The organism is Actinomycetospora soli, assembly GCF_021026295.1.
In the GTDB taxonomy this organism is placed as follows: Bacteria; Actinomycetota; Actinomycetes; order Mycobacteriales; family Pseudonocardiaceae; genus Actinomycetospora; species Actinomycetospora soli.
Genome location: NZ_JAJNDA010000005.1, coordinates 218,746 through 230,868, shown reverse-complemented (window position 1 = coordinate 230,868; position 12,123 = coordinate 218,746). Strand labels below are relative to the sequence as shown.

The following is a 12,123-nucleotide window of genomic DNA, read 5'->3' as shown; positions in this document are numbered from 1 at the left end:
CATCCGGGCGTAGCGGACGTTGTGTTCGTTGTGGTCGCGGGACCCGACCGGTGTGATCAGATGGGCCCATGGACCCCACGCGGCTGCCGCCCGGCTTCGCCGACCAGCTCGCCGACTTCCGCGCCCGTGCCGCCGACCCCGCCACGCCGAAGGTCGCGGCCTCGACGATCCTGCTGCGCACCGGGGCCACGGGCCCCGAGGCGTTCCTGCTGCGCCGGCGCACGCAGATGGCCTTCGCGGGCGGGATGGTCGTCTTCCCCGGCGGCGGGGTCGACCCGCGCGACGCGGCCGAGGACATCGGGTGGGCCGGGCCCGCCCCGGAGGTCTGGGCGGAGCGGCTCGGGCTCGGCGTCGACGAGGCCCGCGCGGTGGTGTGTGCCGCGGTGCGGGAGACCTTCGAGGAGTCCGGGGTGCTGCTCGCCGGTCCCGACGACGGGTCGGTGGTCCCGTCCACGTCGGGCGAGGAGTGGGCGGAGGCCCGGCGGGCGCTCGAGGCCCGGGAGATCGCGTTCTCGGCGCTGTTGCGCGACCGCGGGCTCGTGCTGCGCACCGACCTGCTGCGGGCCTGGACCTGCTGGATCACCCCGGAGTTCGAGCCGCGCCGCTACCGCACGTTCTTCTTCGTGACGGCGAGCCCCGAGGGGCAGGAGGCCGCGGGCGTCTCCACCGAGTCCGACGCCGCCGCCTGGCTGGGCGTCGACGAGGCGCTCGCCGCGGCGGGGGAGAGCGTGATGATGCTGCCGCCGCAGTACTGCACGTTCCTCGAGCTCGCGCAGTACGGCACCGTCGCGCAGATCCTCGCGGCGTCCGACCGTCCGATCCCGGAGCCGATCATGCCGGGCCTGGAACCGGACGGGTCGGCGCTGACGCTGCCGGAGCGCTACGCCGAGCTGAACGCGGCTACAGCTCCCCGGTGAGGAACTGGGCCCGGCCGTGCCCGAACGACCAGTCCTCGGGCTCGTTGCGCACGAGCGAGACGATCAGGTCGGTCGGGCGCACCAGGCCCTCCTCGTCGAGCCGCCGCGCGAGCGCGGCGTAGAGGGCCTCCTTCTGCTCGCGTCCCCGGCCCTGCTGGGTGACCTGGACGATCGTCACGCCGTCGGTGCGCTCGATCCCCAGCCCGGTGTCCTCGGCGATGATCTCGTCGGCGTCGTGCTGGTGGATCACCTGGTAGCGGTCGCCGGGCGGCGCGGCGAACACGTCGAGCACGACCTCCTGCACGGTGTCGGCGAGGCGGCGGACCTCCTCGGGCGAACGGCCGCGGACGAGATCGATCCGGACGAGAGGCATACCGGCGGGGTGCCCCGACCCGCCGTCGGGAACGCCGCCTCACCACGTGACGGGCAACGCCTCCACCCCGTGGATCAGGTTCTCGTGCCGGAACTCGATCGGCCCCTCGCCGAGGGCCAGGTCGGGGAACCGGCGCAGCAGCGCGCGGAACGCGATCCTCAGTTCGATGCGGGCCAGCGGGGCGCCCAGGCAGTGGTGGATGCCGTAACCGAAGGCGACGTGCGGCACGGGGGCGCGGGTGACGTCGAGGTGGTCGAGCCCCTCCCCGAGCGCCGGGTCACGGTTCGCCGCGCACAGCGAGGCCGTGACGACCGCCCCGGCGGGGAACGTGTGCGTCCCGACCTCGACGTCCCGCTCCGCGACGCGGGGGAACCCCGCCGAGACCGGGGAGACGTGGCGGAGCAGCTCCTCGACGACCCGTGACAGGGCGGCGTCGTCGTCGAGCGCGGCGCGGACGGCCGCCATCTGCGCCGGGTCGCGCAGCAGCTCGTACGTGCCGAGCGCGATGACGTTCGAGGTCGTCTCGTGCCCCGCCACCAGCAGCAGGTTCGCGAGCCCGGCGAGCTCGTCGTCGTCGATCCCGCCCTCGGCGGCGGAGCGGTCGCCGTGCTCGCGGACCAGCATGCCGATCAGGTCGTCCCCCGGGTCGCGCCGGGCGCGCTCGACGAGGGTCGCCATGTACTCCCGCGACTCGCGGACGACCCGGATCCGCTCCTCGACGGGGAGGTCGGAGCGCAGGGTCAGCTCGGCGCGCTCCTGGAACCCGTCGCGGTCGGCGTAGGGCACGCCGAGCAGCTCGCAGATCACCAGCGACGGCACGGGCAGGGCGAAGTCGGCGACGAGGTCGCCCTGCGACCCGGCCTTCTCCATCGCGTCGAGCGCGTCGTCGACGATCGCGACGACGCGCGGCTCGAGCGCCTTCATCGCCCGCACCGTGAACCGTCCGGTGAGCATCCTCCGCAGCCGGGTGTGGTGCGGCGGGTCGAGGGCCAGCAGCATCCCGGCCCGCCGTCGCCGCATGTCCTCCACGTCGACCTCGCCGGGCGGCAGCGGCAGCCACTCGAAGCCGAACGCCGGGTCGCCGTGCACGGCCCGCGCGTCGGCGTGGCCCGCCACGAGCGTCGCGGCGTGCCCGACGAGCGTGCTCACGGGGCACGTCCCGTCCGTCTCGCGCAGGGCCGTGACCTGCGGGTCGGGGTCCAGGCCGTCCCGGCGCAGACCGAGCCGCGGTGCACGCTCCGTCGTCTGATCGATGCCCATGGCAACGACCTTGCCGCACGACCCGTCGTCGCGGAAGTGGTACGGACCTGCTCGTCGTGATCACCGAGCTCCGGCGGTGCCCGCCGGGCAGCGCCGACCACCGCAGGTGCCCGGTCGTCAGCCGCCCGCGAGCAGCCGCCCGTAGGCCGCGGCGGCCTCGTCGATCCGGTCGACCGAGCACGTCTCGTCGACGACGTGCGCCATCTCGGGGTCGCCGGGCCCGCAGATGATCGTGGCGGCCCCGCCGAGGGCGCCGGCGAGCACGGCGGCGTCGGTGAAGTACGTCGCGTAGCCGGGGTCGACGTCGCCCGCATCGCCCGTGAGGAGCCGGCACACCCGGCCGACCGCGGCCGGGTCGGTGTCGACGACCGGCAGGTCGACGAGCCGCTCGATCGTCACGGCGTCGCCGACCAGGCCGGCGACGGTCGCCTCGACGCCGTCCGCGGTGACGCCGGGGACCAGGCGCAGGTCGACGGTGAGCTCGGCGTGGTCGGGCACCAGGTTCGGCTGGACGCCGGCCCGGAAGGTGCCGACGTTCGCCGTCATCGGGCCGTGGGTGTCGCTGGTGGGCCAGCCGTCGTGCTCGTGGACCGCGAGCGCGGCGCGGGCGAGGTCCACGAGCGCGTTGTGGCCGAGCTCGGGCCGTGACCCGTGGGCGGACACCCCGCGGGCCACGAGGCGCAGCCACAGCGCGCCCTTGTGACCGAGGACGGGCCGGTTTCCGGTCATCTCGCCGATCACGAGCAGCGGCGACGGCGCGACGAGGCCCGGGTCGAGCGCCCGCGCCCCGTCGCACCCGGTCTCCTCGCCGAAGGTGAACACGACCTGGAGCCCGCCGCCGCCCGCGCGCCCGTGGGCGGTCGCCGCCGCGACCATCGCCGCCACGCCGCCCTTCATGTCGCTCGACCCCCGGCCCCGCAGCCGGCCGTCGACCACGTCGCCCGCGAGCGGGTCGAACGACCACGCGTCGTCGACCGCGGGGACGGTGTCGAGGTGCCCGCTGAGCGTGACCGGGACGGGCCGGTCGGTGCCCGCGACGTCGGCCGACCGCGCGACGAGGTTCGCGCGGCCCGGCGCCGGCTCGTCGAGCTCGACGCGCAGCCCGGCGTCGGCGAGTCGGTCGGCCAGGAGATCGGCGGCCACCCGTTCCCCGCCGGCGCGGGTGTCGAGGCGGACGAGGTCGCGGGCGAGGTCGACGGCGTCCATCACCGCCCCCGGAACTCCGGGGTGCGCTTCTCCAGGAACGCGGCCCGTCCCTCGGCGAAGTCCTCGGTCTCGAACATCCCGACCTGCGTGACCTCCTCGAGGTGCAGCGTCTCGGCGAGGCTCGCGGGCGGGTGCGCGAGGATGCGCTTCGTCGCCGCGAGGGCCAGCGGGGCGGCCGCGGCCATCTCGCGGGCGCGCTCCACCGCGACGGCCAGCGCGGACCCGTCGTCGACCAGTTCGTCGACGAGGCCGAGCCGCTCGGCCTCCGGGGCGTCGATCAGGTTCCCGCGCAGCAGGAGCCGGCGGGCGGGGCCGGCGCCGACCTTGCGGGGGAGGGTCCAGAAGAGCCCGGAGTCGGCGACCAGCCCGATCCGTCCGAAGATCGCGCCGAAGCGGGCGGCCCGGCCGGCCACCACGTAGTCGCACGCCGCCACCACGGACGTCCCGGCGCCGACGGCCGCGCCCTCCACGGCCGCCACCACCGGCAGCGGGCCCTCCACGAGCAACGAGATCACGTCGGCGACCAGGTGCAGGCGGTCCCGGGCGTCGGCGCGGTCGCCCTGCGGCATCGAGGAGATGTCGCCACCGGAGCTGAAGTGCTTCCCGGCGCCGGTCAGCACCAGCGCTCGGCACCCGTCGTCGGCGTGCGCGGCCTCGAGGGCGGCGCGCAGTTCGCGGCGCAACGGGACGGTCAGGGCGTTCCGCCGCTCGGGGACGTCGAGGGTGAAGACCCGCACCGGCCCGTCGTCGTGCACGTGGAGGGGGGCGTCGCTCATCGCCCGAGTCTGTCCTGCTCGGCCCGCCACTCGGCGAGCGACGTGCCGAACCTCTCCAGGACGGCCTGCCGGAGATCCTCGTCCTCGCGGGGGACCGGCTCCAGGAACACCTGGTCGAGGTCGGTGAAGCGCTCCCGCAGCTCGTCGTCGAGCCGGACGCAGGCCCGCTCGAGGTCGCCGGCGCTCAGCTCGTCCCGGAAGTCGACCCGGGCGCAGAGCAGCACGCTGTCGGTGCCGGTGAGCATGGTCTGCAGGTCGACGACCGCGGTGACCTCCGGCGCGGCGTCGAGGTGGTCGTAGATCGCGCGGGTGACACGCGGCTCCGCGGCCCGGCCGATGAGCAGGTTCTTGTTCGTGCGGCCGAGGATGAAGGCCACGACGGCGAGCAGGAGGCCGATCATGATCGAGGCGATGCCGTCGGGGATCGACGACCCGGTCTGCTGGTGCAGCACCACCCCGACCGCCGCGAAGAGCAGACCGATCAGCGCCGCGGTGTCCTCGAACAGGACGCTCTTGACCGTCGGGTCGTCGGAGAGGCGCAGGTAGCGGCCGAGCGAGAGGTTGAGCTCCCGGCGCTCGCGCAGGCACTGCCGCAGCGCCTGCTGCCACGAGACGCCCTCGATGATCGCCGACAGACCGAGCACCGAGTAGGCGACCCAGGCGTACTGCTCCTCGGCCGGGTCCGGCGCGTTCTCGATGATCGTGGCGATGCCCTCGTAGACCGAGTACGTCGCCCCGACGACGAACACCGAGACCGAGGCGATCATCGCCCAGAAGAAGCGTTCCTTGCCGTAGCCGAACGGGTGCGCGCGGTCGGCCCGCTTGCCCGAGCGGCGCAGCGCGGTGAACAGCAGGACCTCGGTGACGCAGTCGGCCGCCGAGTGGGCCGCCTCGGCGAGCATCGCCGACGAGCCGGTGAGCAGGCCCGCCACGAGCTTGAGCACGCCCACCGCCGCGTTCGCGGCGAAGGCGAGGACCACGGAGAGGGTGCTCTGCCCGGAGGAGGAGTCCTCGGCGTCACGGCCCTCGTCGGTCGGGTCCTCCGGGGGCGGCACGAGTGCCGAGGGCACGTCGTTCCTCGCGGTCATGGGGGAGCTTCCTTCCTGAGGCGAACGAAGCACGCGGTACCCGCTTCACCCGGACCTCACCCGCCGCCGGGCTCCCGTCGACCGTGGTTCGCTCCGTCCGGTCGAGCGGACGCATCCGTCACCTCGCTGCTGCTCGACCTCACTCCGGACGGTCGGCGCGAGGACCGGGAGGACTCGCCGTCCGGGGTGGCCGCAGGGTCCGGTGTGCCCGCAGCCGAACCTGCTCGATCCGCACGACGAGGCCCTGGGCTTCGGCCGCGACCGCCGCGCGTCCACGGCCACGTGATCAGCGCCCACACGGTGAGGACCACGAGCGCCTCGACCAGCAGGTAGACCGGGTACGGGCCGAACAGGTCGAGGATCGACGCGGCGTCCGGCTTCCGGTCGAGGTAGCCGTAGTTGGCGCCGGTGAGCAGGTTGACCGGCTGCGCCACGGCGGCCCAGACCAGCGTCGCGGCGACGGTGCGGCCGTAGTCGGCCCAGGTCGGGCGCCGGCCGGTGCCCCAGGTGAGCAGCACCGCCGCCCAGATCGGCAGCACGTGCGCGGTGAAGAAGGCGAGGAAGCTCGGGGCCGGGAAGTCGGGGCCGCCGAGCGCGGGCGTCGCGATGGCCTGCACCGTGAGCGTCAGCGCCCAGTAGTACGTCATCCCGTAGGCCCACTGCCGGCCGGACCACAGGGCGTACGCCGCGACGTAGGGCACGAGGTCGGAGAGCCACAGCGGCAGCGTCTGGCCCGCCCGGCCGGGCTCGAAGGCGTAGATCTGGTACGCGAGGGTCGTGACGACGAGCAGCACCGCGAGCGTCCGCCCGGTCGTCCCGACGACGGGTGCGGGCGCTCGCCGCGCGAACGGCACCAGGGCGATCGCGCCGACCACGGTGATGATCACGACGACGACGTGCGAGGTCCCCCACGGGACGAAGGTGCTCATGCGGCTGCCTTCTTCCGTCGTGAGGGGAACCCTCGTGCTGCAAGAGCGCTCGGATCCTCCCCTCGCGAACGGCTCAGTGCCCACGCGGCGAAGGGGACCGCGCCCGCCCCGAGCGTGAGGTCGGCCTGCCACACGCTGCCGGTCAGCAGCACCCAGAAGCCCGCCGAGAGCACGGTCGGCGCGACCAGGACGGCCGCACAGCACCACCCGACCGCCGCCTCGCTCGTCGGCCGCAGCCGGACGAGCGCGAGCACCAGCAGCGCCAGGGCCGCGAGGGCGATCCCGACGATGGCCGGGTGCAGGCCGCGCTCGCCGGTCACCTTGGCGCCCACGTGCAGCGGGGAGAACCGGTCGGCCCCGCCGAGCAGGAACGGCACGATCAGCACGGCCCAGGTGAGCGCGGCGACGCCGCCGACGAGCAGCCCCCTCCTCCATGGCAGGACAGCGTCGTTGCTGTCACCGGGCGCCGGCAACGACGCTTTCCTGTCATCGGGCCGGAGCCCCACCGCCACGGCCACGATCACGACGACGAGCGCCAGGTGCGGCCGGGTGCACGTCGCGATCCCGAGGGCGACCGCGCCCGCCGTCAGGAAGGGCACCGACCGCGCCCGCAGGACCCAGGCGGCGGCCGCGACGGCGGGCACGACGCTGGTGACGAGGTCGTCGCCCACCAGGAACTCGCGCAGCGCCTCGGGGGTGATCACGACGAGCACCCACACCAGGGTGGGGGCCGTCCGGAGCCGCCAGCTGCCGTGCAGCACCGGCAGCAGCACGAGGGTCCACGCGAGGTTCTGCCACGCCGCGTGCCCGGTCACCGCCCAGAACGGGGCGGCGAGCACCAGCGAGCCGGGGAGCGGGGTGATCGGGTTCCCGAGGTAGGTCGTGCCGGTGTACGGATAGATACCGCCGGCCAGCCGGGTGAGCGCGACGTCGAGCGCGTCGGCCCGGTCGCTGCCGACGCCCGGCACCCACGCCGGCGGCCCGAGCACGAACGCGAGCACGAGCCCGACGACGACGAGCGCCACCAGGCCCGGCAGGACCCGGCGTCGTACCGGGGTCCGCACCGCGGCGACCGCGAGCAGCCCGAGGACCGCGTAGACCGCGACCACCGCGGGCGGGCCCCCGAGGGTCATCGCCGGGAACGTGGAGACCACGGCGAGGATCGCGCCCAGAGCGAGGGCCCCGACGCTCATCGCCGGCGGGGCGAACGCTTGGCGGGACGGCGACGGTCGGGCCTCGGCGCCGCCGGCTCCTCCCGGCGCGGGGTCCGCGAGCTGTTCACGGTGCGCCCGCGGACGACGCCGATGAACTCCTCCATGTCGTCGGAGTTCTCGGCGTCCGGCCAGGTCAGGACGACCGCCGACTGCGGGACGTCGACCACCGGCCGGTGGGTGAGGTCGCGCCGGTGGTGCAGGCGGGCCAGCGAGAGCGGGAGGACCAGCACCCCGATCCCGGCGGCGACGAGCTCGACCGCGTCGGCGGTCGTCGCGGGGTCGGACACGGCGGCGCGGCCCGGGTGTCCGTCCGTCCAGTCGAGGACGTCGTCCTGCGGGCGGAGGACGATCTCGTCGGCGAGGTCGTCGGGCGCGACCTCCTCGGCCGCCGTGATCACGTGGTCCTTCGGCACGACGACGACGCTCGTCTCGGTGTAGAGCGGGATGGCGTGCAGACCGGACCGGTCGATCGGGAGCCGCACGAGGCCGGCGTCGAGCTCGCCCGCGCGGACGGCGGCCACGATCTCGTCGGTCTCCGCCACGGACAGCTCCAGCGGGACGTGCGGCCGGCGCTCGCCCCACTTCCGCGCCCACTTGTCGGGCGTGGACCCCGGGACGTGGCCGAGCCGGAACGCGGGGCTCTGCTCGGTCACCGGGGGAGGGTAGCGAGCCCGATATCGTGGGCCCATGAGCCGTCAGGTCCAGACGATGAAGCCCGCGACGGCGGCGAAGAAGCTCGGCGTGCTCCTCGACGCCACGCCCGCGGAGTTCCGCGAGGGCGTCGTCTCCCGCGACGAGCTCGACGCCCTGCAGGCCGACCCGCCGCCGTGGCTGCGCGACCTGCGCCGCGACGGCCCGCACCCGCGCCCCGTCGTCGCCGACCGGCTCGGCGTCTCGATCTCCGGGCTCGCGCGCGCCGAGATCACCGAGCCGCTGACGACGGCGCAGATCGCGGCCATCAAGGAGGAGCAGCCGGAGTGGCTGCGCAACGAGCGCAACCTGCGCGCGGAGACCCAGCGCGAGGAGGCCCGGCTCAGGGCCGAGCGGGCCGCGAAGTAGCGACGGCCCGGTCCCGCGCCCTCGACCGGGGGACCACGACCTCCCGGGACCTCAGAGGCGCTCGACGCGGTCGGCCTGCGGGCCCCGGTCGCTCTGCCGCACCTTGTAGCGGACCCGGTCGCCCTTCTCCAGCGACTCCGACCCCACGACCACGGACACGTGGAGGAAGAGGTCGTCGCCGCCCGCGTCCGGGGTGATGAACCCGAACCCGCGCTCGGCGTCGTAGCGCGCGACGACGCCCTCGCCACCGCGTGCGGGCACCCGCGACGCCGACTTCGCGGCCGGTGCCGGCTTCTTCGGCGCGGCCTGGGGTTCGGCGCCCCGGACCAGGCCCACGGCGCGGGCCTGCGGACCCCGGTCCCCGTCGACCACCTCGAACGCGACCCGGTCGCCCTCCGCGAGCCACGTCAACCCCTCGTCCAGGCTCCGGACGTGCACGAAGACGTCCGCGCCGCCGGAGTCGGGGGTGATGAAGCCGAAGCCCTTGTCCTCGTCGTACCAGGCCACCGTGCCGTCGGCCCCGTCCGCGGTGCCGGTCGCGACGGATGGGCCGGCGTCGGCTCCCAGCGGGATCACGTGCCCGGCCTGCGGGCCGCGCTCGCCGTCGACCACCACGAAGGCCACCCGCTGGCCCTCGGCGACCACCCCGCCGGTCACGATCGCGGAGCTGTGCACGAAGACGTCGGGACCCCCGCCGTCCGGCGACGCGAAGCCGTACCCCTTGGCCGGCTCGTACCACTTGACGGTGCCGAGCTGCCCCACGGCGCTGCCGGCGGCCACGTCGCCGGTGACGCGGACCCGGAGCGCCTGGGGCCCGCGCTCGTTCTCGCCGCTCTCGAACTCGACGGCCTGGCCCTCGCGCAGCACCGTCCCGTCCCCGACGACCTCGGAGGCGTGCACGAACACGTCCGGCGAGCCGTCGTCGGGAGCGAGGAAGCCGAAACCCCGCTCCACGTCGAACCAACGGACAGTTCCCTGCGGCATCTCGGAGGCTCCGGTTCGGCGGGTGGACGAGCACGTGCGACCCGTCGTCGGGAACGACAAAAGGGCCGTCGGATCGACGGCCCTTCGTGTGTGTCCGAGGGGGGACTTGAACCCCCACCCCCTACTCGGGGACTAGCACCTCAAGCTAGCGCGTCTGCCATTCCGCCACTCGGACCTGCAGGACGAGAGCTTACGGGACGGCTCTCCCGGCGATCACACGGGGTGCCGCCGTGGCTGGCAGGATGCGCCGCATGGGTGCCGCCGAGGACGAGGTCGTGCAGCTCACGAGCGAGCTGATCCAGATCGACAGCAGCAACACCGGCGAACTGGAGACGACGACGGGGGAGGCCGAGGCCGCCCGGTACGTCGACGCGAAGCTGCGCGAGGTCGGCTACGAGACCGAGATCGTCGAGTCCGGGGCGCCGGGTCGCGACAACGTCTTCTGCCGCCTCGAGGGCGCGGACCGGTCGCGACCCGCGCTGCTCGTGCACGGCCACCTCGACGTGGTGCCGTTCAACGCCGAGGAGTGGTCGGTCCACCCGCTCTCGGGGGCGGTCCAGGAGGGCTACGTCTGGGGCCGCGGCGCGGTCGACATGAAGGACATGGACGCGATGATCCTGGCGCTCGCGCGTCAGTTCAAAGCCGAGGGGATCGTGCCCCCGCGCGACATCGTCTTCGCGTTCCTCGCCGACGAGGAGGCCGGCGGCGCCTACGGGTCGCACTGGCTCGCCGAGCACCGCCCCGACCTGTTCGAGGGCTGCTCCGAGGCGCTCGGCGAGGTCGGCGGCTTCTCGGTGACGCTCGGGGAGGACGTCCGCGTCTACCCCGTCATGACGGCGGAGAAGTCGATCGCGTGGATGAAGCTGCGGGTGCGTTCGCGCCCCGGCCACGGCTCGATGATCCACGACGAGAACGCCGTGACGATCCTGTCCGAGGCGGTCGCGCGCCTGGGCCGCCACCGCTTCCCGCTGACGCTGACCGAGTCGGTGCAGGGCTTCTTCGACGAGGTCACGAAGCTGACCGGCATCGAGTTCCCGACCGACTCCGCGGCCGCCCTCGACGGCGCCGTCGCGAAGCTGGGTGGCGTGGCCCGCGTGGTCGGCGCGACGACCCGCGACACCGCCAACCCGACGATGCTGCAGGCCGGGTACAAGGCCAACGTCATCCCGTCGACCGCCGAGGCCACCGTCGACTGCCGGGTGCTCCCGGGCCGTCAGGAGGCGTTCGAGCGGGAGCTCGACGAGATCCTCGGGCCCGACGTCGAGCGCGAGTGGATCCGCAACCTGCCCGCCGTCGAGACCGAGTTCTCCGGCGAGCTCGTCGACTGCATCACCGCGGCCGTCCAGGCCGAGGACGGCGACGCCCGGACGCTGCCCTACATGATGTCCGGCGGCACCGACGCGAAGGCGTTCGAGCAGCTCGGGATGCGCTGCTTCGGCTTCGCGCCGCTGCGGCTGCCCCCGGACCTCGACTTCACCGCGCTCTTCCACGGCATCGACGAGCGGGTGCCGGTCGACGCGCTGCACTTCGGCGTCCGCGTGCTGGAGAGGATCCTGAGGACGTGCTGACCGCACTGGTGACCGGTGGCGCCTCGGGGATCGGCGAGGCGGTGTCGCGGCGGCTGGCCGCGGCGGGTGCGAAGGTCGGCGTGGTCGACCGGGACGCGGTCGCGGCGTCCCGGGTGGCCGCCGAGATCGACGGGCTGGCCCTGGCCTGCGACGTCAGCTCGGAGTCGGCACTGTCGAGCGCGTTCGCCGAGGTGGAGTCGTGGGGCGGCCGGCTCGACGTCGTGCACCTCAACGCCGGCTCGGTCGGTGGGCAGTCGGGCATCACCGATCTCGACGTCGAGGCCTACCGCCGCGTGCTCGGGGTCAACGTCGACCACGTCGTCTTCGGGCTGAACGCGGCCGTGCCTGCGCTGCGGCGCGCCGGCGGCGGGACGATCATCGCGACGGCGTCCCTGGCCGGGCTGGTCCCGCTGCCCGGCGACGCGATCTACACGCTGACCAAGCACGCCGTCGTCGGGTACGTCCGGTCCGCGGCCGCCACGCTCGCGCCCGAGGGCATCCGCGCGATGGCGCTCTGTCCCGGGTTCGCCGACACGGCGCTCATCGCGCACATCAAGGAGCAGTTCGGCGACTTCCCGCTCCTGACGCCGGGCGACGTCGCCGACGCCGTCGAGGCGATGCTCGACCGCGGCGAGCCGGGGGAGTGCTGGTACGTCCAGCCCGGGCGCGAGCCGGGGCCGTACGGGTTCCGGGGCGTGCCGGGACCGCGGACGGGCGACGCCCCGCCGTCGTTGTCCTGGGAGGGCTGA

At 74.4% G+C, this 12,123-nt stretch carries 13 protein-coding genes and 1 tRNA gene; 4 read left to right on the top strand and 10 right to left on the bottom strand.

All coding sequences use genetic code 11. From position 1 onward, the window contains the following. Nucleotides 1–68: 68 nt before the first annotated feature. On the top strand, nucleotides 69–917 hold the full coding sequence (locus tag LN037_RS10285) for an NUDIX hydrolase (RefSeq protein ID WP_230751837.1): 849 nt from the start codon (nucleotides 69–71) through the stop codon (nucleotides 915–917). Here the strand turns inward: LN037_RS10285 and LN037_RS10280 are convergent. The 8 genes from LN037_RS10280 to LN037_RS10245 all read right to left on the bottom strand — a co-directional run bounded on the left by LN037_RS10280 (nucleotide 901) and on the right by LN037_RS10245 (nucleotide 8,416). Further along, nucleotides 901–1,290, bottom strand: coding sequence for a tautomerase family protein (locus tag LN037_RS10280; RefSeq protein ID WP_230751836.1), 390 nt, complete (start codon nucleotides 1,288–1,290; stop codon nucleotides 901–903). The two genes, LN037_RS10285 and LN037_RS10280, sit on opposite strands and share 17 nt — an antisense overlap. 39 nt (nucleotides 1,291–1,329) lie before the next feature. After that, complete coding sequence (locus LN037_RS10275; RefSeq protein ID WP_230751835.1) at nucleotides 1,330–2,550, bottom strand: cytochrome P450; 1,221 nt, start codon at nucleotides 2,548–2,550, stop codon at nucleotides 1,330–1,332. Between the two features lie 117 nt (nucleotides 2,551–2,667). Then, nucleotides 2,668–3,756: a M20 family metallopeptidase gene (locus tag LN037_RS10270; RefSeq protein WP_230751834.1), complete on the bottom strand. Its 1,089-nt coding sequence runs from the start codon at nucleotides 3,754–3,756 to the stop codon at nucleotides 2,668–2,670. Then, on the bottom strand, nucleotides 3,756–4,532 hold the full coding sequence (locus LN037_RS10265; protein ID WP_230751833.1) for an enoyl-CoA hydratase/isomerase family protein: 777 nt from the start codon (nucleotides 4,530–4,532) through the stop codon (nucleotides 3,756–3,758). Before LN037_RS10265 ends, LN037_RS10270 begins: the two co-directional genes overlap by 1 nt. Next, on the bottom strand, nucleotides 4,529–5,620 hold the full coding sequence (locus LN037_RS10260) for a cation diffusion facilitator family transporter (protein WP_230751832.1): 1,092 nt from the start codon (nucleotides 5,618–5,620) through the stop codon (nucleotides 4,529–4,531). The genes LN037_RS10265 and LN037_RS10260 overlap by 4 nt, the downstream gene beginning before the upstream one ends. Before the next feature lie 56 nt (nucleotides 5,621–5,676). Beyond that, nucleotides 5,677–6,549, bottom strand: coding sequence for a YwaF family protein (locus LN037_RS10255; RefSeq protein WP_230751831.1), 873 nt, complete (start codon nucleotides 6,547–6,549; stop codon nucleotides 5,677–5,679). Further along, the gene (locus LN037_RS10250) at nucleotides 6,546–7,742 is read right to left on the bottom strand and encodes a hypothetical protein (protein ID WP_230751830.1); all 1,197 of its coding nucleotides are present in this window, start codon (nucleotides 7,740–7,742) and stop codon (nucleotides 6,546–6,548) included. The genes LN037_RS10255 and LN037_RS10250 overlap by 4 nt, the downstream gene beginning before the upstream one ends. Next, nucleotides 7,739–8,416: a LysR family substrate-binding domain-containing protein gene (locus tag LN037_RS10245; protein WP_230751829.1), complete on the bottom strand. Its 678-nt coding sequence runs from the start codon at nucleotides 8,414–8,416 to the stop codon at nucleotides 7,739–7,741. Before LN037_RS10245 ends, LN037_RS10250 begins: the two co-directional genes overlap by 4 nt. Nucleotides 8,417–8,450: 34 nt before the next feature. On the opposite strand from LN037_RS10245, the gene LN037_RS10240 reads away from it, so the two are divergent. Beyond that, complete coding sequence (locus tag LN037_RS10240) at nucleotides 8,451–8,822, top strand: DUF5997 family protein (RefSeq protein WP_230751828.1); 372 nt, start codon at nucleotides 8,451–8,453, stop codon at nucleotides 8,820–8,822. 51 nt (nucleotides 8,823–8,873) lie between these two features. Here the strand turns inward: LN037_RS10240 and LN037_RS33160 are convergent, their stop codons facing one another. Together LN037_RS33160 and LN037_RS10215 are read right to left on the bottom strand one after the other, a co-directional pair. Continuing rightward, nucleotides 8,874–9,806, bottom strand: a complete 933-nt coding sequence (locus LN037_RS33160) for a cold-shock protein (RefSeq protein WP_305058227.1) — start codon at nucleotides 9,804–9,806, stop codon at nucleotides 8,874–8,876. A gap of 91 nt (nucleotides 9,807–9,897) precedes the next feature. Beyond that, nucleotides 9,898–9,981: transfer RNA gene (locus LN037_RS10215), tRNA-Leu, on the bottom strand. A 76-nt stretch (nucleotides 9,982–10,057) separates the two neighbouring features. On the opposite strand from LN037_RS10215, the gene LN037_RS10210 reads away from it, so the two are divergent. Next, nucleotides 10,058–11,374, top strand: a complete 1,317-nt coding sequence (locus LN037_RS10210) for a M20/M25/M40 family metallo-hydrolase (protein WP_230751827.1) — start codon at nucleotides 10,058–10,060, stop codon at nucleotides 11,372–11,374. Beyond that, on the top strand, nucleotides 11,368–12,123 hold the full coding sequence (locus LN037_RS10205; RefSeq protein ID WP_230751826.1) for an SDR family oxidoreductase: 756 nt from the start codon (nucleotides 11,368–11,370) through the stop codon (nucleotides 12,121–12,123). The genes LN037_RS10210 and LN037_RS10205 overlap by 7 nt, the downstream gene beginning before the upstream one ends.